The organism is Peredibacter sp. HCB2-198 (genome assembly GCF_045999315.1).
GTDB lineage: Bacteria > Bdellovibrionota > Bacteriovoracia > Bacteriovoracales > Bacteriovoracaceae > Peredibacter.
Genome location: NZ_CP174607.1, coordinates 2,283,365 through 2,303,421, shown reverse-complemented (window position 1 = coordinate 2,303,421; position 20,057 = coordinate 2,283,365). Strand labels below are relative to the sequence as shown.

Below are 20,057 nucleotides of genomic sequence, written 5' to 3'. Positions count from 1 at the left end.
TTGATTAGAAATCAAGAATCATAGGATTTCAGCCCCTTAGAAAAGAAGAGTTTCTTGACCTAAAACCCCACCAGCGATAGAACATCTTCCCAGTGAGGAACCCCATGAAATCATTAATTATTTGCGCTCTTGTTCTGTCTCAAACTGCCCTTGCCTACATCGAATATCCGGTGGCGAAAAAGATCCCTCAGGTTGAAACTCGATTTGGTACTTTAATCGAAGATCCTTACAAGTGGATGGAGAACCCATCTGACCCAGATCTTTGGAGTTGGATTGAAGAACAAAAGACCGTTACAAATAATTATCTGGACGCGAATCTTTCGGATGCCTTCGCTACTCGCACATTAGAGTTTCGTAAACTTCGTGCTGAACAAACAAAACTAACAGACGCTGCCGAACCAAAGACTGCTCGTCCTGGTCTTCCGTTCACTGAAGGCCGTATCGAAAAGCGCTTCATTAAATGGGAAACCACTGGCCCATCATTTAAATCAAACGCTCCTAAAACAGAAAGCGCCACTTACGCAGTTAAAACTCAAACCGTAGCTAACGGTGACCTTTCTCGTGTAATCATCACTCAAAAATCCGACAATAAGCTTGTCGATATCCTGATGGTGAAGTTCTATCAATTTGTTACTTGGGCCGATGATAATAGCTTCTATTACATCTCAGACATGGATCAAAACATTGGTGGCGGTCGTCCTGCCCTTTTCAAACACACAGTCGGTGAAATCCAAAGTGAAGATCAAGTTCTTCTTGCTGGTAAATCAGCGAGCTCTGATTTAACGATCCATCAGGTTGGTAATAACTTCTACGCTCAAGTTGATGAATTCATCGGCTCTCTCCAACTTTCAACTGGCAAGGTCACAAACCGTCATATCGTTGATGGTGAGATCATTGAAATGCAGGGAGATCTTGAAGCCGAAGCAACAATTCGTTCTTTTAAGAACGCCAACTACGGCGAGCTTTATAAACTTCGCCTGCGTGATGGCTCTCGTCGCTTGTTTGTTAAGGAACAAGATTTCGTAGCAGAATCAACGAAGACTCTAGGTCTTGATTCAACCTTCATCATTGGTCTTAAAGATGGTGCTCACGTTGCTGGAATCTATAACTCAATCACTGGTTCGATGAAGATGATTGATCTTCAGGATGGAACGATTGATCTCGTGAGTTTCAAAGATGGTGTGCTGAAACTTGGCTTTGAGACTTATACTCAGCCTCGCAAAGTTTATTCTTATGATCTAAAAACGCTTGAACTTAAAGTTCTAGCTGCTCAGTCATATCCGATCGAACTTGAGATGGATAAAGTCTATTATACCGCTTCTAACGGCGAACGCGCTTCCATGTGGGTGGTTCGTAAGAAAGGTGTAAAACTCACTTCAAAAACTCCGACTATCCTTTACGGCTACGGCGGTTTCAAATCGGCAATCACTCCTGCTTTTGGTATGTACGAATCTCTTTCTTGGATGGAGAAAGGTGGATCATTTGTAGTCGTTACACTGCCAGGATCACTTGATCTTGGTAACTCTTGGTTCCAGGTTGCTCGCGTTGGTGGGAGAATCCATTCTTGGGATTCATTTGCTCTTGCTGCAAAGGAATTATTCCGCCTTGGTTGGACATCAGCTGATAACATCGGAATGATGGGTGCTTCAAACGGTGGAACTCTAACGGCCGGAACTCTCCAGCGTCACTCTGACACATTTAAGGCCGCGATTCCTATCGTAGGAGTAATGGATCTTCTAAATTTCACTCTTTTTACGGCCGGTAAATACTGGACGGAAGATTACGGTAACCCATTTGTTGAAAAAGACTTCCGTGCCATGTTCCCGCTTTCTCCGTATCACAATATCGAACGTCGTCCTTACCCAGCAACCATGGTCATGACGGCGGAGTTCGATGACCGTGTTGTTCCTATGCACTCATATAAGTATTTAGCTCGCCTTCAGGAGTATAATACTTCAGACGCCCCTATCCTTCTCTATAACAAAGAATGGGGTGGTCATGGTCGTGCGAGTGGTTCGGCCCGTGAAAGTTCGAAGTATGTGGCGGCCTTCTATACGTTCTTCGCCCAACAACTAGGCCTTTAATGAACATTCAAATGCTGAAAGACATCGTCTCTGGTACTCTTAACAAGACGTTGTCTTTCCCGCAGATTGTAAAACTTCTTCACGAAGATGGAGTTGAATCTTATCACGTCGATATTGTCTTGAGTGAGACTCGTTATTATCACAAAAAAGGGGAAACTTTTGTTGCTAAGTTTCCTCATCCATTTGATAAACCTGCTTTGGAGTTTTCCGCAGAGAAAGTAAAAGAGGCCATTTCAAAATCCCAAGCGGGGCGAATTACCTATCGTCAGTTCATGCATGACATTGCTCAGGCCGGATGCGTTTATTACATTGTTTATTTAGATGGCAAGAAGGTGGATTACTTGGGTCGCAAGGGTGAATGCCATATGGAGCCGATGCCTTAAATGTCCCTTGAAGTGATAAAAGACAATTGCCAATTTCCTTCCAGCTTTAATCCAAACTCACTCAAAACAAAATTAAACACAAGATCCCGCCACTTGCTTGCAAACTCAATAATGAACTCAGCTTCTTCTACAGTCATATACTTATCACCATGGGCCATATCATTTCTATACCTGTTTAATATTTTTCGATGATCGACTAAACTAAGATTCTCCTCTTGATGAAACTTTGAATAAAGCTGATTAAACACTTCTTCTATCTTTTTATCACCGGACGTCTGTTGAAAGAATTTAAGCACAATGAACTCATGAGCAATTTTGCTGTCCTTTATTTCCCGTAAGTATTTGATGCTTTCAGCATGATTGTCACTAAACATAAATCTTACGGCCAATAGTGGAAGGGAAATAAGCTCTTCTTCTATTAATTCAAATAAAGTGCAACACAGGAGGGCCTTAGACTGTGGATACATATCTAATTTTAAATTATAAATTTCTTTCACTAAACCTTTAACGACAGGTTCAATTTCTCGATTAGAATCTAGAATTAAATCCGCAATAACTTCAGATCTTTTGCTTTCGTCTTCTTCCTTAATCTTGGCGCGAATATCTTCAACAAAAGTATCCGCAATATAGACGTCCCATTTTGCATCATCTTCTGTATATGACATTGGTGACCTCACTGAACCAGAACACTAGCACAACAAACATTCTGCTTCCTTTACCATCTCTAAAATTACGTTAGTGGGCTTGTTAATGTTCATGCCTCATGGGAGAAAAAAGAAAACTGGAGGTAACTATGAAATTAGTTCTCGTGACCTTACTCAGCATCTGGACCGTAGGCGCATTTAGCGCTGACCATGTTATGAAGACTCCTACAGACATTCAATGGGGAGAGGCCCCGCCTTTTTTAACACCGGGAGCGAAGTTTGCGGTGATGAGTGGAGATCCTCATAAAAAAGGACTCTACACTCTCCGTTTGCAATTACCAGCGAATTACAAGATTATGCCGCACTGGCATCCTACTGATGAACATGTCACTGTCATTCAAGGCACTCTCCATATGGGAACGACTGATAAAATTGATGAGTCGAAGTCTCATGCTCTTCCTGCTGGAAGTTACGCTCTTATGCCAAAGAAGTTTCATCACTATGCCTACACTGGAGCGGAAGGCGCCATTGTACAGGTTCATGGAATGGGACCGTTCGAAATTACTTACATTAATCCGTCAGACGATCCACGCAAAAAGAAATAACTTTGACCATAGAGTGAATTGGCCCTTATAATTCACTCTATGCTTGAAACAAAATTCTATCCGCGCTTTAAAGATACTGATGCCCTAGGACACATTAACAACGCGAGCTATTCAACTTGGTTTGAAGAAGCACGCCGTCCTATCTTTAAATTCTTCATCCCTGATCTTGATCCAAAAAAATGGAGCCTAATCATCGCCCGCATTGAAGTGGACTTTCTCGCTCAGGGCCATTATCAAAAAGAAACAACTGTGAAGACTTGGGTCGAAAAAGTTGGCAATTCTTCTTTTGTGCTCATTCAAGAGGCCTATCAGGAGAATGTTGCTGTGGCACGAGGGAAATCGTTTTTAGTGCATTTCGATTACAGCACTAACAAGTCGGTGAAGATCCCAGATGATATTAGAAAGAACCTGGAAGCTCTTATTGCTTAAGATAGTTGATCGACTCTAAGTTCATGTGAAGCTTGTCCTCATCCATCCAGATCTTTCCATTTTCGATCTCATAAGTTTTATTATCGAGCTGCCAGTTCGGGCCCCATGAGTTCTGAGAAAGATATTCTATGCGATTGTTCTTACAACGGTATCCCACCACGGTAATGGCATGAAATCCATGCAGACCACTACTTTTGCAAGTTTCATTACGAGTCTTAGAATCTTCCTTATTAAAGTCGTAGCTATCGTCTTTCCAGAATTTAGTACAAATATTAATTCCTGTTCCTTGGCCTTTTCTAAGGGCCTCAAACATCTTTAATCTATTTTCAGTGATAGACTGAACTGCCTCCTTCGAAGGTAGAGGTCCTGCAAAATCCTTAGGATCATAGTCGACTCTCTTGTTCTCACATACTAGATTCTCAGGAATTCTTACTCTCTTCTCCGGTGAGCAGTCGCTTGCAATAAGTGCCAGCATGGCATCGTCATAATTAAGACCGGCCTTGGCCGTAAGGAAATCAAGAAAAGATGACATATCTTTAAAAGCGTCTTTTGGTAATACTCCCGCAAGATCAGAAGTTCCTTCCAGCACTTCCAGGTAATTACAAAGAACTGAATCCTGCTTTGCCTTCTCTAGAAACTCCTGTTTGTCCTTGAAGAAGCTCAGCATGCTTTCGGCCTTACATTTATCTATCTGCTTTAAGGCAATTTGCTTATAACTGTCTTCAAGTTTAGTGTTGTTCTCTGGTGAAAGGCTCTCCATCATCAAATTAGCAAAGGCCTCTTTTTGAGTCTTGTTTCCACTGGCAAGTGACAGATAGAATTCGCGCAGCTTTGATAGCATGTCACCATATCCGTTTTTACTCTGGTAAAACGCGTCTACTGATTTGGATATTTTGTCTTTTATGTCATTATTTAAATAAGCAATCACTTTACTGCTCTTTGCATCGTCAAGAAAAAGGATTCCTACCTTCCTAAGGCCTTTGCAAACTGGATCCTTTGTATTATTAGGAATAATCATTTGAGGTGAAAAGCAGTTTATTCTCTTGGCTGTGGCCCTGATAAGTGAATCAGTAACTGCTTTCTGGATAATACTTGGATCTTTCTTAATACAATGTTTTTCAAAGAACTCATCACTCTGATTTTGGACAAAGTTTTTTAAAGCAAGCGAGAATTTATCCGCGGCCTCACGCTTTTCCTGAATGTTCTTGTCCTTCTCAAAGGCGTAACCAAAGGCCTTCTGATAAGCATTCATATATCGAGATGCTTGAAGTATGGACTTATCTTGAATAAAGCCTGGATCCTGAGAATTTCCTTTCTCATCAAAAAAGTTATGTTCAAGTGATACATCTTCAGCTCGACATAAAGATCCAACACCAGTTTTCTTCTGACGTTCGACTGCATTGTTAATCGTACGACAGCCCGACCCTGAATCAAGTCCTGTATAGGCATCTACTACAATCGTGTTGTCGGCCTTCTTTTCAGAAATAGTATAGCGCTTATTCCCTTGCTCTCTTTGCTTAGGAAGATTGACATCATGTGCGTAAAATACACCAAGACTTAAATAAGAAATATTAGGGTTTCCAGGAACTACAGATTGAAGCATGAGAGAAGCCTGATTGGCATAACAACTGCCAATTCCGTCTTGATCTTGAACGGCCGCTTTTGAAAGACTACCATTCCCCTGATCAATTCTTACCACTGTACCTTCAGGAACATCACCACACTCTAGAGCGATAGCATTAAATGATAAAAAAAGTAGCATCCATCCAAGTTTCATCAATTACTCCTTCAGGATGGTCTCTAGTCCAATGGCGGAAACCATTGAACCATCATCGAAGACGCAGAATGAGTTTTCATCGTCTTTATGGTTTTTAAGGATGCGAATTTGTTTTTTTAGAACATCCTTGCAGATTACGGCACCAGGATTTTTTCCACCTTTAGCTGCTCCTGCAGGAATCTTATAGGTCTTTTTCTCTTTGAAGATTTTGGCCGCATCACATTTTGACTGTTCTAGTGTGACCTTAGGGTTGAAACAATTTTCAGAAATAAGCATGTTGGTTGAAGCATGATAAGTGAATACATAGTAATCACTCCCCTTCATCCAGATCTGTCTTTGAAAATCTTCTGCGTAAGCGGCAAGGCTGCAAATAATGGATAAAATCAATAATGTTCTCATACTACCCTCATGCACTATTATAAATTTGATTAGTCATCAGGGTTAGAAGGTAAGAAACTCCATGTTTCAAGAGCTTATTTGCCCTATAGATTAAGTCGGTAAGTCTTAAAAATCTTTGGCAATTCGAGTCTTAGTTTATAATAAAGGCTCTCGCCTCTTTCCTATATATTCTTTTAGACCAAGGACTGATCAATGAAAAAACAGGATGATTTTTTGATCGCTCACGTTGACCTAGCCAAGGCCCATTTCGCCGGCAATGGTGAAATTGGCTTCGAATTCAGGAACGAAATCGATGCTTGGAAAAAGATGGAAGTACATTTCAAACACCAAATGCAGAACCCACGCAATCGGGGTTTGAAAAGTAAACAAGACTTAGTCCCATTGGTTTACTCGTTTAGACAAAGACTTGAGTAAATGAGAAGGCCCACCAAAAGTGGGCCTTTTTAGTTAAGAGGCGTGCTGCCTTGGCAGTGTAAGTTCACTGGTTAATATGAATTTGATTACTAATTAACCAGGAGTCATCTATGAAAAGACTGTCTATTTTAGTTTCGGTCCTGATCTTCTCCACTTATTCTTTCGCAGCAACTCCCAAAAATGATGCAGAAGTCATGAACATGCTCATGACTGTTAACACTGAGGAAATGAATCTTAGTACCGTAGGAAAAACGAAATCATCCAATGAAAAGGTCAAAGCATTTTCTGACAAGATGATGAAGGCCCACACTAACAATAATGAACGGGCCATGTCTCTTCAGAAGTCAGAAAATCTAAAGCTTGCCGAGAGTAAACCATCAATGAAAACAAAAACGAAGGCCGAAGACACTGTCGAAAACCTTAAAACCATGGAAGGTAAAAACTTCGATAAGGCCTACATGAATGCCCAAGTTAAAATGCATCAAGACACTCTCAATAAGTTAGATAATGAGCTTATCCCTAACGCTAAAAACGATCAGCTTAAGGCCCTTTTAAAGACAACGAAAGGTCACGTGCAGGATCATCTGAAAGAAGCACAACAAATTCAGACTTCACTTCAATAAAAATGAAAAGGCCCACATTCTAGTGGGCCTTCTTTATACAACTTTTAGTAATCTTCCTTCGAACCTCTGGACTTCTGCCAAAAGACCTCTCACTTCTAGCTCAGAAATTCCGTCAATAAGAGCAGCATGAATGATATTTTGAATTTTCAAAGATAAAATGTTCATATCAATATGCAACTTGTGATCAATTTCACTCTCTAAAATCGCCTCGCGAATCAGCTCACGATACTGAGATATTAAAGAGTCATGGAAATAATCGAAAGGCCTTGAACTCATATACACTCCTATGTTGGTAGGCCATGAATTCTTGAGAAAGGTAGGGAGTCGGAGAGAGAGGTCAAGTCGGAATCAAGATTTATGGCCCTGATTTATAGACCTATTTTCTGCCTATCTTCAGCGAAACGTAAGAATAAAATAATTAATTCTTATTCACATGATGGAATAATGGAGCATTAGAAGATTGGGGTGAAAATTTGTTAACTAACTCTCGTGTAGACGACTATTCCAAGAGTCAAAATCATTGTATTGACCAGGGCCCCGAGTAAAATCATCTGAAGTGCAGGAATAAAAGGTCTGTATTTTTTTTCTTCACCTTTAATGAGTTGAGAAAATGGGACACTGGTATAGATGGCACTTAGAAATAAAAGCACAGCAAGTGAAGTTAAGATAATCGGATGATTTTTCAACAGGAACAAAGAAACAGTTATCCAAAAGCAGGTACTGAATCCAAAGAAGTAAATATTACGGGAACAATGAAAACCAACTTCTTGATTGCAATGACTACAAACAATCAGTTTTTTATAATTGTCTCCAACTCTAAACTTCAAACTCTGACTACAGTAAGGACAGGCCTTTTTAAACGAGAAATTCATAGAAACATCTCCGACCGCATTCTTAGTACCCAAAAAATTTTAGCCTAAGATTCCAGAAAATAGGTTCTAAATTTTATAATTGTTCTTAATCGCTGCTTTCCAAAGAATGAGTAAAAGTAAGACTATTAAGATTTTTCTAATCGCATCTAGTGTTATAGCATTGATAAATATAAGAAATTAATAGAATGGAGGCCATGTGGTATCAGGTCAGATTGCGCTTATTATGCTTCTCATTGCTGTAGGAATCATCGTGATTTTAACCGGCAAATATAAGGTCAATGCATTCTTAGTGCTGACTGGAGTTGCCATTGCTTATGGGCTTGCCATCGGCCTCGCTCCACTTGAAGTCATTAAACTCGTGAAAGAAGGTTTCGGTGGAACTCTTACCAATATTGGTATTGTGATCATTGCTGGGACAATTATGGGCCTAACTTTAGAGAAGACCGGTGCCGCCTTATCCATGACTCGTTCTATTTTAAAACTCGTTGGAAAAGAACGCTCATCTCTCGCCATGAATGCGGCCGGTGTAGTGGTTTCAATTCCAGTGTTTTGTGACTCTGGTTTTGTGATCATGAATCCTCTAAATCAGGCCCTCGCAAAAGAGTCTGCGACTTCTATGGTTGTTATGTCCGTTGCACTGGCGACTGGTCTTTATGCCACTCACACCATGGTTCCACCTACTCCTGGTCCACTGGCCGCAGCCGGAGCTTTGAATGCCGATATTGGAATGGTGATCTTATATGGGATGATCGCTTCCATTCCAGCAGCACTCGCCGCTTGGTTCTTTGCGACTCGAATTGGAAATCGTTTTCCAGCTCCAGTACCAGCTTCTGAATCTTATCAAACACTGATTGATCGTTATGGAAAATTACCTTCACCCTATCTCTCTTTTCTTCCGATCATCGGCCCGCTTCTTTTAATTCTTGGAAAGTCTGTTGCAGATCTTCCCTCGCAACCCTTTGGCGTAGGAGGTTTTGCTTCAGTTGTTCAATTTATTGGTGAACCAGTCGTGGCCCTAATCATTGGAATGTTCCTCTCGTTCACATTGCTTCAAACAAAGAAGGAATGGAGCGAGGCCCTTTCGACTTGGACCAATGAAGGGATTAAGGACGCCGCTCTCATTCTCGTGATCACCGGGGCGGGTGGATCTCTGGGAAAAATTCTCAGTGTTTCTCCCCTTAAAGATTATGTAAGTACGGTCCTCGCTGATCCTAAACTTGGTCTTGGGTTGTTCTTACCATTTATGATTTCGGCCGCTCTGAAAACGGCCCAGGGTTCGTCGACAGTTGCAATCATTACGACGTCAACAATTATGGCGCCATTAATGGCAACACTTGGACTTCATCCGGCACTTACAGTGGTTGTGATTGGTGCCGGTGCCATGGTGGTCTCTCATGCTAATGACTCTTACTTCTGGGTCGTTTCTCAATTCTCTAATCTAGATGTAGGGACTGCTTATCGGGTGTTCACGACCGCCACTTTTGTGGAAGGGACTGTTGCCTTCTTAGTCGCTTGGATGTTGAGCTTCGTTGTATGAACAAGGCCGCTTTGGACGCTGAAAAGATTTTTAGAGCTGGTCTCGCGAGAGTTGATTCTAGGAGTATGCTTGGGCAGACTTTGACTCTGACAGGAGATGAGCTTTCCGTTCAGGGGAAAAGTTTCGATCTTCGTAAGTTTAAACGCATCTTAGTTTTCGGAGTTGGGAAGGCTTCTTCTAGAATGACCCAAGGTTTGATTGATGTCCTTGGTACGAGAATAAGTGCAGGTCTCGTTATTACGAAAGACAACCATAGTGAGTCCCTTCCCTCGCATTTTGTTCAGATTGAATCCTCTCATCCGGTGCCAGATGAGCGAAGTGTTCATGCTGGTCAAACGCTTTATGATTTCTGTGAGAAAGCAACTGCGGATGATTTAGTGATTGGTTTGATTTCTGGTGGTGCTTCAGCACTTGCTGCTCTTCCTATTGATGGAGTGACTCTGGCCCAAAAACAGGCCAAAACTAAAGAGCTCCTCGCTACTGGTGCGACCATTCAAGAAATCAATAAAGTTCGAAAAAGCCTTTCTAAAATCAAGGGTGGAAAGCTTGCGAAAGTGATTGCTCCTGCTACTTCATTGAATCTTGTTTTATCTGATGTTCTCGGTGATGACTTACATACAATTGCTTCTGGGATCACGGTTCCTGAGCCTGGTGAAGTTGGCCCTGCCAATCTTCATAATTTGATTATTGGATCGAATCGTCAGGCCTTGGCCGCGGCGGAAGTAGAAGCTAAGAGACTTGGGTATAAAACAGTTATTCTGTCAGATCAGTTAACTGGTGAAGCGAAGGATGCTGCTCGTTTGTTTGCCTCGGTTACGAACAAACTTGAAAAGGGTGTATGTTATCTTGCTGGTGGTGAGACGACTGTAACTCTTAAAGGAAGTGGTAAAGGTGGCAGGAATCAAGAGATGGCTCTGGCATTTCTTAATGAGATGGAAAAGCGTGAAAGTTGGCCTTATGGGGTTGCATTCTTAGCAGCTTCTACTGATGGAACGGATGGACCGACGGATGCGGCAGGAGCTTTTGCTACCAAAGAAATTCTGGAGAAGGCCTCAGGATTAAATATTCAAGTGTATTTGGATAGAAATGATTCTTATCACTTCTTCCAGCAGGTCCAGGGATTGTTAAAGACCGGACCTACTGGGACGAATGTGTGTGATTTGCAGGTATTGATTAATTAACAACCGAATATCTGGCCAGCTATACCGCAATCTTTCTTTCTCGTCTCGCTTGCCACATCTCTTGAACCAAAATGGGCCGCTTCACGTTCAGTGAGAACAGGTTCGCCATCTTGAAATGGACGGAATCTTAGCTGCTCTTCACTACAACTTCCGATTCTTTTATAGTCTGTTACAACAGAGTTTTTAATCGTAAAGACATGATTACAAGAGGCATCTTGCCACGTTGAAGCTGCGGCACTACATCCTTGTCCCCAATAAGAGGTACAATTAGTTGTTGCAGTCCGTGCTTCGTTTTTAAATGAATAAACTGTCAAACCTGATTTGGTTTTACGTTCTTGCACAGGCATCGTGGAGAAATGTGGATGAGTAAGAACATCATCCTCGCTTCTATCAATCCAAGTTACTCTATTCTCATCCATCACAAATGTTGGTTGGTGAGCACAGGCAAACACAAGTAGAAGTGGTAGTAGTTTTAACATGAGGTCCTCCGTTTTGATGATTATCGGAGGAAGGCCCTATGAACTTGGCCAAAGAATTATTATTCCTGCGAAAGGGCCTTAAAATCGGTCTCTCCGATACTATCCTTCACGCGTTTCGGGCTCATCGGATGTCCATGAAACTCACCATTTGGGCCAAGCTCAACTCTCATAAAATATGTTGGCTTGCCTAAGTCATATCCTACAGGATGAGTAAATTTCACATATTTATAAAGCGTACCTCGGTCTTCACGAAGCACCCCTGGTGTGTCCATGCGAAGGGCCCGCCGTTCAACTCTTTCGCGAACAAGTCCGGGCATATATTGGGCATGGGTATTTGACATCGATGCGGCCTCAGAAACTGATTTGGCCTTGGTATGTTTGTCATAAGCAGAAGGTTTGGCCTGTTCAACAAAGGCTCTCACCTTCTTATCCAGAGCACCTTGCCCTTGTCCCACAAGAAGCTGATGCTGCTGTTTTTTCTCAAACCCTGCACGATCAAAAACGTTTGTCATACACTCCCGCATTCTGAGCGACATGGGCTCAAGCTCAGCGAAAACAGAAAATGATAGAAGGAAGGTCATTACATATAACATGCGACCACCTTCACACTGAAATCTTTATCTGCGGTTGTGAGATTATCAAGATGTTTAAGATCCCCTTCAGGAATCTTATTGTGCATGAGTTTATCCATGAAGTTCTTCATCTTATCGGCCGTCATTCCAAGCTGGGCCCGGGCCGCAATTGATAACTTCGAAATAAGTCCCATGGTCTTAGCAACAGCTGAAAAACGTTTCGCCATTAATCCGAGACTAATGGCAATTTTCCCAGAAGCAACTCCGGCCGTAAAAAATGCTATCGCCGCGTCCACCCCAAGAGAACCAATGAATGAACAAATAAATTGAATCTTCATATCGGTAGACATGTTTGTTACAACATCTACCATTTCGTCCCAAGCTCCGCCGACCTTCGCTCCCATTTTTGTAAGAGTGCCACGAGGATCAGTCACCAGTCCTTTCGTAAAATTGGCAAGCCCCACAGTGAATCTTTCAACGGCATTCCCAATTTTGTCTACGGTCTCAATAGGATGTTTTACCGCCTCCCATAAACTGGAAAGCCCACTTGCTATTGCACCACCACTGGCCGCCCAAGCTCCTTCACCTAAACCACTCACACAATTCTTGGCGAAGTTCCAAACCATTGTCCCTGAGAGATTTGCGAAGTCAGTCATCTGTTGCACCAGTGCAGGACTTCCACAGTCCGCTTGGGCACGAGCTTCAGGGATAAAGACTGATTTAATCGAAGGAAAAGTGTACTGAGAGATTTTATTTTGCATGCGAATCAGTGTGAGCTTTACAGCTTCTTGATTGATCCCACGGAAATAAAGAAAGAACTTATTATCACCAATTTTATCGTGAACAAGATAGCCTTCAGGCGTTGTGATAATTTGCTTTAAAGGAAACTCCCCTTCAATACCATACTTCACCATGACGAACTTGCCTGCGTCCGCAAAATAAACCTGATTAATTCCAAGCGAAGGGATTCCAAATTGAGAATCGGCCAACGGAATAAATCCTTCATCTTTAAAAAACTCATTCAGCTTATGGGCATGTTCAAGTGGTGCCCCCTTAAAGGAAGCGTCTGTGTAGCTGATATCTTGGGCCCACGTCGTAAATGAAAAGACGAGTGAGAGAATGGCCAAAACCAGAGTCATATAAGGGTTATCGGATATTTTAGCAGGATATAAAGTGAGGATTTTATGAGAAAGCTAAGTTGTGAAATACAGGAAAGAAAAGGGCCTCCTTCGAGGCCCTGATTAAGTCTTAGTAACCAGTTGTTGTAGTACCTGTTGCAGTACCACCTGCTGTACCACCAGCAGTTCCACCTACTGTACCACCAGCAGTTCCGCCTGCTGTGCCACCGGCAGTTCCACCTACTGTGCCTCCAGCAGTTCCGCCTGCTGTTCCACCAACTGTACTACCAGTTGTTCCACCTGTTGTACCACCAGTTGTTCCACCTGTTGTACCACCAGTTGTTCCGCCTGTTGTACCACCAGTCGTTCCGCCAGTAGTTCCTCCAGTTGTACCACCTGTCGTTCCACCAGTTGATAGTGACAAGACACCACATGCAATTGGGAAATCAGCTTTTGTACCTTGAATAGTTGCAGGTAGCACTGTTTCTTCAGGCACACCATGAATATTAACTACCAAACCTTCAAGATTAAGAGTTGCGAGGTTTAAATTTGCCAGCATTTGTGAAAGTGCTGCACTTTCATCGTAATTATAGTTCGCACCCGATGGGAAGTTACCAGTTGTCGCAGCTAGATCATCATCTAGAGGAACAATTGCTGGACCATATACAGCAGTTGCTTCTGTTGCATCAATTACACCATCAGCGTTAGTATCATCGGCCGCAGTCGGACAACGAGTACCTGAATGGATGTGCTGAGCATGAGTTGTATCAAGTGCATTTGCCACCTGAACTTTTGCATTAAAGTCATCAGCTGCAATTGTGATCTCCGCAGTACCTGTTGGCGAAACCACACTAGCGTTTTCAGGAGCGAGAGTTGCTGTAAACGTTCCTTCCTGATTCTGAGGCTGCTCTTGTTGTGGTGTTGAGCTGCTATCATCATCGTCACTACCACATGAAACAACCGACATTAACAGTAAAGCACTAAGTGCCATCGGCGCAACATGCTGCAATTTGTTTTTCTTTTTCATCTTAAACTCCTTTTTAAAATGTGCGAAGGGCACGTAAAAAATGACTTCGGATAAAAAAGCAAAATGGCGGCCAGAGGTAAGTTCGTGAGATTCGATTTTGAATACTGAGTCGGAGCGGGGAAAGTTAATCAGACTTAAGAGGTAGATAATGCCTCCATAATCATTAAAGGTTCATCTTATTAGATGAATCATATGAAGTTCGCAGTCATTTTTCTTTTTTTATTTATACCTGAAGCAGCAGCTTCTCACCGAATGGTGAGAGACAATAAAATTTCCAAATCCGAGGCGGACACTCTTGCAGAGAGAGCACGAAGGAACACCAAGTTTCCCATCGTGGTGAATGATCAGGTTTTAAAACAACTCAATCGTCTCTTAGGAAGGCCATCAGGTAGAAAGCATATGTTAGTCTGCCTGAAAAGAATGAGGACCTATAAGCCGCTTATTACAAAGAAATTAAATCGCCACAAACTTCCTCATGAACTTCTCGCTGTTCCTCTGGTTGAATCCGGCTATCAAAACATTCACTCTGAACAGGGTTGGGGGTCAGGACTTTGGATGTTTGTTAAACCCACGGCCAAAAGTTTTGGTCTAAAAGTTAACGATCGGGTCGACCAAAGACTTAATGTAAAACTCTCCACAGAGGCGGCTTTAAAGTATTTGCGGTCAAATCACAAGATGTTCAAGGACTGGCAACTCGCTCTCCTCGCCTACAATATGGGTGAGTATCGAACCAAGGCCGCCATTAAAAGCACGAAGAGTCGCAACGCCTGGACGCTTATTAGAAAAGGTCATCATGGAGACAAAGAGTATCTCGCCAAAGTCATGGCCGTGATGATTATTATGAAGAACCAAAATGTCTTACATTAGTTACAGTGGTCAGGCCTTACCATGAATTCACCAAGAGACTGTCCTTTCACATTCTCATAGCTGTAAACGATATTGGCCTGATAGTTTTTAAGAATCGTTCCCTGACGAGAGTTCTTACAGATATTGTTTAAAACTTGCGTGCGAACTTTAGGAAGGGCCCAGTTGTATTCTTTCTGATCAGCATTGATAAGAAACTGGTATTTAATGTTGTTATTTTCGACGCTCGTGCGCATAAGTTTAGTCATGTGATCATAGACCTCAGGAAGATCCTTATTCATTTCCTTTGAAATCTCTTCCAGTGTGGGACGAGTTTGTCCAAAAGAAACTGTGCTTAATAATGCCAAAGTCAAATACACCATTTTCATTCCTTTGATATTACTTTGCTATTTCTCATTCGCCAACTGGCCCGTCTCTTGCTCACACTCTCAAAGGAGAATGCTTATGAACCAGACTAAAGTAATCATTATTGGAGCAGGCGCAGCAGGTCTTATGGCCGCAAGAGTTCTCAAAGAACAAGGAATTGATTTCATCATCCTTGAATCAACTCATCGTTTGGGCGGCAGGGCCCAGACGTTAAAAAGTACGCCGCACATCGAATATGGGCCAGAGTATCTTCATGGAGAAACTCCCCTCACTGACAAACTCATTGAACGGTTCGGCCTCACAACTTATGACGTGAAATTTGATTATCATCTTTTTAAAGATGGTGAACTTAAACCCACGCCGGATTTTTGGGACCGACTTACTCATGTGATGGAGGACATTGATCTCAAAAATGACATCTCCTTTGCTGATTATCTGCAGAAATATGATCAAAACTCGAAGGTCGACCAGGATATGGCCAGAGTTTTTGTCGAAGGATTTGATGCCGCTGATCTGGATACGATTAGCTCTAAAGAACTTCATGATATGAAAGAGCAAGTGGCAGATCCAAAAATAAGAAAATTACGAAGACTCTTAAATGGCTATGGCGAACTGATAGAGAACATGGCCCAGGATCTTTTACCTCGTATTTATTTTTCTCACATCGTTGAGGAAATTATCTGGGAAAGAAATAAAGTCATCGTTCGTGGAGCAATTAAAGAAGAGGACATTCCTTTCGAATTCGTCGGTGAAAGAGTCATTAATACAGTTTCTATAGGAGTCCTTCGCAATCTCTTTATAGGCCCTATGCCCGATCTTCTGACACATTTTTTGGATCAGGTAGAGATGGGACAAGTAGTGAAGATGATCGGTGAATTTCACCCTGCGTTTTTCTATGCCTTTGAAGATCATAGCTTCCCTTTTGTGGCCGCGCCTGATTTAAACTACAGTGCCTGGTGGTCATCATCGCCTCTTCATTTGCCAATTGTGACAGCTTGGTGTGGAGGTGCGAGAGCCAGGAAATTAACGAAAATGACGGAGGATCAGAGAAAAGAGATCTATATCCAAGAACTAGCAAAGATCTCCTCACTTTCTCCAGAGGAAGTGCGTTGCCAGATTATTAATATTCATCATCATAGTTGGGACGAAGACCCATCTTTCTTAGGGGCCTATTCCTATCCGCGAGTGAATTATCGAAGGATGACTGAAATGGTGACAAACTTTGAAGACACCTTATACTTTGCCGGTGAGGCCTTTCATGAAAACATGAGTGGCACCGTTGAAGGGGCCCTCACCTCAGGTAAAAAAGTGGCAGAAGCGATCGCAGACGATATTCAAATGAGAAGCGACTTGAGCTTGTCCGGATTTCTTTGAGTAAATATACGTGCGATCTTCCCGTTTTCCACTTCCAGAGTCATGATTGTTTCAAATCTCCACTCCCCGTCTTCGTGACGTCGAGAAATAACAAGTCCTGGCTTCTCATTCACAATCTTCAGCTCCTGGCGGATGCTTTCGTTTTTAAAGACAGGAGCCGACCAAACCGCTGAGATAAACTTTGAAATAAACTGATGATCGTAAACCACCACTTTAGAGGCCACGGGTACTTTACCACCACCATCTGACCAAAATTCGGTATCAGAAGCAAGCATTGCCATGAGGCCTTCTTTGTCTCCGTTATTGGCAAGATCAAAGAACTTCGAAACAACGGATTCATCTTCTTTGGTGTAAGAGCGAAAACGCTTTTCATTATCAAGCGCTTTACGAGCACGCTGGGCGGATTTTTTGCATGCATCTTCAGACTTATTCATGAACTCAGAAATTTCAGAGAAAGAATAATCAAACACTTCATTTAGAATATAGATCATTCTTTCTTCTGGAGTTAATTTTTGGAGAAGGAGAAGAAATGAAGTTGAAAGACTTTCTGTATAAAGAAGCTTCTTATCCGGTGCTACACCATCAATGAGATTTCCCCAATACTGGAAGCTATCTGGAACCGCATCCGGTAACCACGTCCCTTGATAAACTTCGCGCTTCTTATATGCGAGCTTCATGTAGTCGAGGGACTTATTCGAGGTAATTTTTGTGAGCCACGACTTAGGATTGTTCACTTCTTTTGGATTAACCGAAGCACACTGAATGAAAGTATCTTGCACGATATCTTCCGACTCAGAGAGACTCCCCGTCATCCTGAAAGCGAACGAAATTAAATACGGTCTATACTGTATAAATAGACCTTCCCACTCTTTAAGATAGTTTGTTGTATGTGCCATAAATCTAAGACGATTCTAGGCCCAAAAAAGGGACATGTCCCATCTAAATAGCTGAATTTTAGTGGTACTCTGCAGAATATTATAATGAGACCATGGCAATTAAAGTCGGAACCGGTAATTCAGATGGATACTCTCCAGGCGCTTATTACAAGAGCTCCAAGCCAGCTGTGATCGATGTTAATGACAAGATCGCATTTGCGAATTGGTGTAATGTACTGGGCCTATCTGAGCGTGAACTTACTGAGGCCATTCGTCAGTATGGACCTCGGTTAAGAGACATTCGCCGAGGACTGCGTGCTGATCAAGGTGAAGCAGCCTAGTCACCTTGTCCCTTTTTTAATTCCTCATTCGTCTTATGGTTGAAAGCGGATAATAACCTTCGCTATTAACCAAAGGACGAATATATGTCACGTTTAAATCATGGTGCTGAAAGCGCAGAACTTATTAAGAAGTTTGCTGAAACTGTTTATACAAAAACTTCAGTCGATCCAGTCATTAAAAACCTAATGGAAATTCGTGCCTCGCAAATGAACGGCTGTACTTTCTGTGTCGACATGCACGTTAAAGAAGCGAAGATTCGTGGAGAAAGAGAACTTCGTCTCCATCACGTTGCCGTTTGGAGAGAATCAAAGCTCTTCACAGATAAAGAGCGTGCGGCACTAGAATGGACAGAACTTGTAACTAGACTTTCTCCAACTGGGATTTCAGATCAAGATTATGAGAGGGCCCTTACTCACTTCTCAAAGAAAGAACTTTCAGATCTTACTTTCTTGATTGGATTCATTAATGTGTGGAACCGTGTGAATGTAGCTTTCCATGGTGAACCAGGTACTCTCGATAAATTCTACGGCCTGGATAAAGCTGGATTAAACTAAAACAAAAAGGCCCCAAACGGGGCCTTCGTATTATTTAAGACAGTTTGAAAACTCTAGTTCAAGCTTCTCTCTAACGACTATTTCTTCTTTCATCCAAGGCATTGCTCGTGCAGAGTTATTATAAGAATTGGTAGCTGCGATCATTGTATTAAGGATAAGGGTCTCAGGGATGTCTCTGTTTTCTACGACTGATGAAAACAACTCTTGGGCCATTTTGGTAAAGTCATTGCTCACCATCAAAGCCTCTTCATTTATTTTAGACATGTAACTCACAGACATGTCCGTATGTTTTTGCAATCTATTCAAAACATCCAAACATTGTGTTCTTGTTGAATTGTTTAAGCAGGACTGACTCTCTTCAAAGACAGTTTTGGCAAGTTGAACATAAGGAGAAACACGAGAAGCACGTTCTTCTGTGCCTAGTTTATAATTCTCAGCTGTTTTAAGAATTGACTCGGCAAATTTCATATCGACCATACCAAATTCGGCCATTTTCAAAATTTGATCACCGGTCTTTACAATTTCCTTGCCTGACATTCCATTGTTGAGGGCGGAGGTATAAACACTGTAGATGTACTCTGGCCAAAGAGTTCTTAACTTCGCTTCCTGTGGCTCACAGGCACCAAAAGAGTTGAGGCTAAACGACAATAAAATTAGGAAAGACGAGATGATTTTTTTCATGGGATTCATCTAATTCAATGGGAAGAAGATATCAAGAAAGTTTATAGATAATACAATGTTAGGTCCAAAAGAAAGGTATCTTCTGGACCTAAACTCAATATATTAAACCTGCCCGAATCCACCATCGGCCATGATCTCAGCTCCGGCAAGATAGCTTGAATCATCACTCGCTAAGAACAACGCTACTCTCGCCATCTCTTCCGGACGACCAAGTCTCTTGATCGGCAGACCAGCGGCCATTCCTGCTTTGTGCTCATCTGGCATTCCCATTTTACCGAAGATCGGAGTTTCAATTGGTCCTGGAGAAAGAACATTGAAGCGAACTTGATCTACTGGAATTTCCGCTGTCCAAGTACGTGCGAAGTTTCTCACAGCCGCTTTTGTAGCTGAGTACACGCTTGAACCAACAAAGCCTTTGCTCGCAACAACTGAAGCATTAAGCACCACTGCACTTCCCTTTGCTAAAATCGGCAGTGCCTTCGCGATTGTAAAGTAAACACCTTTAACGTTTGTATTGAACTGATTGTCGAAGAACTCAGGTGTTACTTCTGCTGTTGGAGCGGTTAGAGCGATACCAGCATTCGCAAAGATAACATCCAACTTTCCGTACTTAGATTTGATATGGGCATATAAGCGGTCCAGATCTTCCATCTTACTCACATCGGTTTGAACCACATCGAAAACGTTTCCGTATTCCTTCTTGGCCTTCTCGAATGTTTCACTTGAGCGGGCCGTAATGATGACTTGAGCACCTTCATCTTTATAGAGCTTGGCTGTAGCTAGACCAATTCCCGAGTTACCACCTGTTACTAGAGCTACTTTGTTGCTTAACTTAGACATATGTAATTCCTTTGATT

General features: G+C 42.1%; 25 protein-coding genes. 12 read left to right on the top strand and 13 right to left on the bottom strand.

Features of this window, described 5'->3' with window-relative positions:
• The first annotated feature begins 104 nt into the window (after positions 1-104).
• The gene (locus ACJVC5_RS11475) at positions 105-2,084 is read left to right on the top strand and encodes a prolyl oligopeptidase family serine peptidase (RefSeq protein ID WP_408095655.1); all 1,980 of its coding nucleotides are present in this window, start codon (positions 105-107) and stop codon (positions 2,082-2,084) included.
• Positions 2,084-2,467 carry a DUF1398 family protein gene (locus tag ACJVC5_RS11470; RefSeq protein WP_408095654.1) on the top strand — a complete coding sequence of 128 codons (384 nt, stop codon included), beginning with the start codon at positions 2,084-2,086 and terminating at the stop codon, positions 2,465-2,467. Before ACJVC5_RS11475 ends, ACJVC5_RS11470 begins: the two co-directional genes overlap by 1 nt.
• Here ACJVC5_RS11470 and ACJVC5_RS11465 read toward each other — a convergent pair.
• The gene (locus ACJVC5_RS11465; RefSeq protein WP_408095653.1) at positions 2,464-3,132 is read right to left on the bottom strand and encodes a hypothetical protein; all 669 of its coding nucleotides are present in this window, start codon (positions 3,130-3,132) and stop codon (positions 2,464-2,466) included. The two genes, ACJVC5_RS11470 and ACJVC5_RS11465, sit on opposite strands and share 4 nt — an antisense overlap.
• 128 nt (positions 3,133-3,260) lie before the next feature.
• Between ACJVC5_RS11465 and ACJVC5_RS11460 the strand changes: the two genes are divergently transcribed.
• Positions 3,261-3,716 carry a cupin domain-containing protein gene (locus tag ACJVC5_RS11460; RefSeq protein WP_408095652.1) on the top strand — a complete coding sequence of 152 codons (456 nt, stop codon included), beginning with the start codon at positions 3,261-3,263 and terminating at the stop codon, positions 3,714-3,716.
• Between the two features lie 39 nt (positions 3,717-3,755).
• The gene (locus tag ACJVC5_RS11455) at positions 3,756-4,145 is read left to right on the top strand and encodes an acyl-CoA thioesterase (protein ID WP_408095651.1); all 390 of its coding nucleotides are present in this window, start codon (positions 3,756-3,758) and stop codon (positions 4,143-4,145) included.
• Here ACJVC5_RS11455 and ACJVC5_RS11450 read toward each other — a convergent pair.
• Entirely contained in the window at positions 4,135-5,922 is a 1,788-nt protein-coding gene (locus ACJVC5_RS11450) for a hypothetical protein (protein WP_408095650.1), read from the bottom strand. The two genes, ACJVC5_RS11455 and ACJVC5_RS11450, sit on opposite strands and share 11 nt — an antisense overlap.
• 3 nt (positions 5,923-5,925) lie before the next feature.
• Positions 5,926-6,321 carry a hypothetical protein gene (locus ACJVC5_RS11445; protein ID WP_408095649.1) on the bottom strand — a complete coding sequence of 132 codons (396 nt, stop codon included), beginning with the start codon at positions 6,319-6,321 and terminating at the stop codon, positions 5,926-5,928.
• Positions 6,322-6,513: 192 nt separating this feature from the next.
• Here ACJVC5_RS11445 and ACJVC5_RS11440 point away from each other — a divergent pair, with 192 nt between their 5' ends.
• A complete protein-coding gene (locus ACJVC5_RS11440; RefSeq protein ID WP_408095648.1) occupies positions 6,514-6,735 on the top strand; it encodes a hypothetical protein in 222 nt (73 codons plus the stop codon).
• Between the two features lie 110 nt (positions 6,736-6,845).
• A complete protein-coding gene (locus ACJVC5_RS11435) occupies positions 6,846-7,358 on the top strand; it encodes a DUF4142 domain-containing protein (RefSeq protein ID WP_408095647.1) in 513 nt (170 codons plus the stop codon).
• A gap of 33 nt (positions 7,359-7,391) precedes the next feature.
• Here the strand turns inward: ACJVC5_RS11435 and ACJVC5_RS11430 are convergent, their stop codons facing one another.
• Both ACJVC5_RS11430 and ACJVC5_RS11425 read right to left on the bottom strand, forming a co-directional pair.
• Complete coding sequence (locus tag ACJVC5_RS11430; protein ID WP_408095646.1) at positions 7,392-7,634, bottom strand: hypothetical protein; 243 nt, start codon at positions 7,632-7,634, stop codon at positions 7,392-7,394.
• Between the two features lie 200 nt (positions 7,635-7,834).
• Positions 7,835-8,230 (bottom strand): hypothetical protein, encoded by a 396-nt coding sequence (locus ACJVC5_RS11425; RefSeq protein WP_408095645.1) that lies wholly within the window; start codon positions 8,228-8,230, stop codon positions 7,835-7,837.
• 196 nt (positions 8,231-8,426) lie between these two features.
• On the opposite strand from ACJVC5_RS11425, the gene ACJVC5_RS11420 reads away from it, so the two are divergent.
• Both ACJVC5_RS11420 and ACJVC5_RS11415 read left to right on the top strand, forming a co-directional pair.
• Entirely contained in the window at positions 8,427-9,767 is a 1,341-nt protein-coding gene (locus ACJVC5_RS11420) for a GntP family permease (protein WP_408095644.1), read from the top strand.
• Positions 9,764-10,948, top strand: coding sequence for a glycerate kinase type-2 family protein (locus ACJVC5_RS11415; protein ID WP_408095643.1), 1,185 nt, complete (start codon positions 9,764-9,766; stop codon positions 10,946-10,948). The genes ACJVC5_RS11420 and ACJVC5_RS11415 overlap by 4 nt, the downstream gene beginning before the upstream one ends.
• Here ACJVC5_RS11415 and ACJVC5_RS11410 read toward each other — a convergent pair.
• The 4 genes from ACJVC5_RS11410 to ACJVC5_RS11395 all read right to left on the bottom strand — a co-directional run bounded on the left by ACJVC5_RS11410 (position 10,945) and on the right by ACJVC5_RS11395 (position 14,144).
• The gene (locus ACJVC5_RS11410; RefSeq protein WP_408095642.1) at positions 10,945-11,427 is read right to left on the bottom strand and encodes a hypothetical protein; all 483 of its coding nucleotides are present in this window, start codon (positions 11,425-11,427) and stop codon (positions 10,945-10,947) included. The two genes, ACJVC5_RS11415 and ACJVC5_RS11410, sit on opposite strands and share 4 nt — an antisense overlap.
• A 59-nt stretch (positions 11,428-11,486) precedes the next feature.
• The gene (locus ACJVC5_RS11405) at positions 11,487-12,020 is read right to left on the bottom strand and encodes a hypothetical protein (protein ID WP_408095641.1); all 534 of its coding nucleotides are present in this window, start codon (positions 12,018-12,020) and stop codon (positions 11,487-11,489) included.
• A complete protein-coding gene (locus tag ACJVC5_RS11400; protein WP_408095640.1) occupies positions 12,008-13,138 on the bottom strand; it encodes a hypothetical protein in 1,131 nt (376 codons plus the stop codon). Before ACJVC5_RS11400 ends, ACJVC5_RS11405 begins: the two co-directional genes overlap by 13 nt.
• 109 nt (positions 13,139-13,247) lie before the next feature.
• Positions 13,248-14,144 (bottom strand): hypothetical protein, encoded by an 897-nt coding sequence (locus tag ACJVC5_RS11395; RefSeq protein ID WP_408095639.1) that lies wholly within the window; start codon positions 14,142-14,144, stop codon positions 13,248-13,250.
• Positions 14,145-14,336: 192 nt separating this feature from the next.
• Between ACJVC5_RS11395 and ACJVC5_RS11390 the strand changes: the two genes are divergently transcribed.
• Positions 14,337-15,011, top strand: coding sequence for a lytic transglycosylase domain-containing protein (locus ACJVC5_RS11390; protein WP_408095638.1), 675 nt, complete (start codon positions 14,337-14,339; stop codon positions 15,009-15,011).
• Here the strand turns inward: ACJVC5_RS11390 and ACJVC5_RS11385 are convergent.
• Entirely contained in the window at positions 15,008-15,376 is a 369-nt protein-coding gene (locus ACJVC5_RS11385) for a hypothetical protein (RefSeq protein WP_408095637.1), read from the bottom strand. The genes ACJVC5_RS11390 and ACJVC5_RS11385 overlap by 4 nt on opposite strands.
• A gap of 76 nt (positions 15,377-15,452) precedes the next feature.
• Between ACJVC5_RS11385 and ACJVC5_RS11380 the strand changes: the two genes are divergently transcribed.
• A complete protein-coding gene (locus ACJVC5_RS11380; RefSeq protein WP_408095636.1) occupies positions 15,453-16,748 on the top strand; it encodes a flavin monoamine oxidase family protein in 1,296 nt (431 codons plus the stop codon).
• On the opposite strand, the gene ACJVC5_RS11375 is transcribed toward ACJVC5_RS11380, so the two are convergent.
• Positions 16,709-17,644, bottom strand: a complete 936-nt coding sequence (locus tag ACJVC5_RS11375) for a sigma-70 family RNA polymerase sigma factor (RefSeq protein ID WP_408095635.1) — start codon at positions 17,642-17,644, stop codon at positions 16,709-16,711. The two genes, ACJVC5_RS11380 and ACJVC5_RS11375, sit on opposite strands and share 40 nt — an antisense overlap.
• Positions 17,645-17,736: 92 nt before the next feature.
• Here ACJVC5_RS11375 and ACJVC5_RS11370 point away from each other — a divergent pair, with 92 nt between their 5' ends.
• Positions 17,737-17,964, top strand: coding sequence for a DUF3606 domain-containing protein (locus ACJVC5_RS11370; protein WP_408095634.1), 228 nt, complete (start codon positions 17,737-17,739; stop codon positions 17,962-17,964).
• Positions 17,965-18,048: 84 nt separating this feature from the next.
• Entirely contained in the window at positions 18,049-18,519 is a 471-nt protein-coding gene (locus ACJVC5_RS11365; protein ID WP_408095633.1) for a carboxymuconolactone decarboxylase family protein, read from the top strand.
• A 30-nt stretch (positions 18,520-18,549) separates the two neighbouring features.
• Here ACJVC5_RS11365 and ACJVC5_RS11360 read toward each other — a convergent pair whose 3' ends face one another.
• Together ACJVC5_RS11360 and ACJVC5_RS11355 are read right to left on the bottom strand one after the other, a co-directional pair.
• Entirely contained in the window at positions 18,550-19,200 is a 651-nt protein-coding gene (locus ACJVC5_RS11360) for a hypothetical protein (protein ID WP_408095631.1), read from the bottom strand.
• Between the two features lie 102 nt (positions 19,201-19,302).
• Positions 19,303-20,040, bottom strand: a complete 738-nt coding sequence (locus tag ACJVC5_RS11355; protein WP_408095629.1) for an SDR family oxidoreductase — start codon at positions 20,038-20,040, stop codon at positions 19,303-19,305.
• Positions 20,041-20,057 lie beyond the last annotated feature (17 nt).

What these genes read in the sequence shown, in the direction of transcription:
- ACJVC5_RS11470 (WP_408095654.1), top strand. Translation starts at nt 2,084, where the DNA reads ATGAACATTCAAATGCTGAAAGACATCGTCTCTGGTACTCTTAACAAG.
- ACJVC5_RS11455 (WP_408095651.1), top strand. Translation starts at nt 3,756, where the DNA reads ATGCTTGAAACAAAATTCTATCCGCGCTTTAAAGATACTGATGCCCTA.
- ACJVC5_RS11405 (WP_408095641.1), bottom strand. Translation starts at nt 12,020, where the DNA reads ATGTTATATGTAATGACCTTCCTTCTATCATTTTCTGTTTTCGCTGAG.
- ACJVC5_RS11425 (WP_408095645.1), bottom strand. Translation starts at nt 8,230, where the DNA reads ATGAATTTCTCGTTTAAAAAGGCCTGTCCTTACTGTAGTCAGAGTTTG.
- ACJVC5_RS11380 (WP_408095636.1), top strand. Translation starts at nt 15,453, where the DNA reads ATGAACCAGACTAAAGTAATCATTATTGGAGCAGGCGCAGCAGGTCTT.
- ACJVC5_RS11475 (WP_408095655.1), top strand. Translation starts at nt 105, where the DNA reads ATGAAATCATTAATTATTTGCGCTCTTGTTCTGTCTCAAACTGCCCTT.
- ACJVC5_RS11375 (WP_408095635.1), bottom strand. Translation starts at nt 17,644, where the DNA reads ATGGCACATACAACAAACTATCTTAAAGAGTGGGAAGGTCTATTTATA.
- ACJVC5_RS11395 (WP_408095639.1), bottom strand. Translation starts at nt 14,144, where the DNA reads ATGAAAAAGAAAAACAAATTGCAGCATGTTGCGCCGATGGCACTTAGT.
- ACJVC5_RS11400 (WP_408095640.1), bottom strand. Translation starts at nt 13,138, where the DNA reads ATGACTCTGGTTTTGGCCATTCTCTCACTCGTCTTTTCATTTACGACG.
- ACJVC5_RS11435 (WP_408095647.1), top strand. Translation starts at nt 6,846, where the DNA reads ATGAAAAGACTGTCTATTTTAGTTTCGGTCCTGATCTTCTCCACTTAT.
- ACJVC5_RS11410 (WP_408095642.1), bottom strand. Translation starts at nt 11,427, where the DNA reads ATGTTAAAACTACTACCACTTCTACTTGTGTTTGCCTGTGCTCACCAA.
- ACJVC5_RS11465 (WP_408095653.1), bottom strand. Translation starts at nt 3,132, where the DNA reads ATGTCATATACAGAAGATGATGCAAAATGGGACGTCTATATTGCGGAT.
- ACJVC5_RS11370 (WP_408095634.1), top strand. Translation starts at nt 17,737, where the DNA reads ATGGCAATTAAAGTCGGAACCGGTAATTCAGATGGATACTCTCCAGGC.
- ACJVC5_RS11390 (WP_408095638.1), top strand. Translation starts at nt 14,337, where the DNA reads ATGAAGTTCGCAGTCATTTTTCTTTTTTTATTTATACCTGAAGCAGCA.
- ACJVC5_RS11430 (WP_408095646.1), bottom strand. Translation starts at nt 7,634, where the DNA reads ATGAGTTCAAGGCCTTTCGATTATTTCCATGACTCTTTAATATCTCAG.
- ACJVC5_RS11385 (WP_408095637.1), bottom strand. Translation starts at nt 15,376, where the DNA reads ATGAAAATGGTGTATTTGACTTTGGCATTATTAAGCACAGTTTCTTTT.
- ACJVC5_RS11450 (WP_408095650.1), bottom strand. Translation starts at nt 5,922, where the DNA reads ATGAAACTTGGATGGATGCTACTTTTTTTATCATTTAATGCTATCGCT.
- ACJVC5_RS11440 (WP_408095648.1), top strand. Translation starts at nt 6,514, where the DNA reads ATGAAAAAACAGGATGATTTTTTGATCGCTCACGTTGACCTAGCCAAG.
- ACJVC5_RS11355 (WP_408095629.1), bottom strand. Translation starts at nt 20,040, where the DNA reads ATGTCTAAGTTAAGCAACAAAGTAGCTCTAGTAACAGGTGGTAACTCG.
- ACJVC5_RS11365 (WP_408095633.1), top strand. Translation starts at nt 18,049, where the DNA reads ATGTCACGTTTAAATCATGGTGCTGAAAGCGCAGAACTTATTAAGAAG.
- ACJVC5_RS11445 (WP_408095649.1), bottom strand. Translation starts at nt 6,321, where the DNA reads ATGAGAACATTATTGATTTTATCCATTATTTGCAGCCTTGCCGCTTAC.
- ACJVC5_RS11360 (WP_408095631.1), bottom strand. Translation starts at nt 19,200, where the DNA reads ATGAAAAAAATCATCTCGTCTTTCCTAATTTTATTGTCGTTTAGCCTC.
- ACJVC5_RS11460 (WP_408095652.1), top strand. Translation starts at nt 3,261, where the DNA reads ATGAAATTAGTTCTCGTGACCTTACTCAGCATCTGGACCGTAGGCGCA.
- ACJVC5_RS11415 (WP_408095643.1), top strand. Translation starts at nt 9,764, where the DNA reads ATGAACAAGGCCGCTTTGGACGCTGAAAAGATTTTTAGAGCTGGTCTC.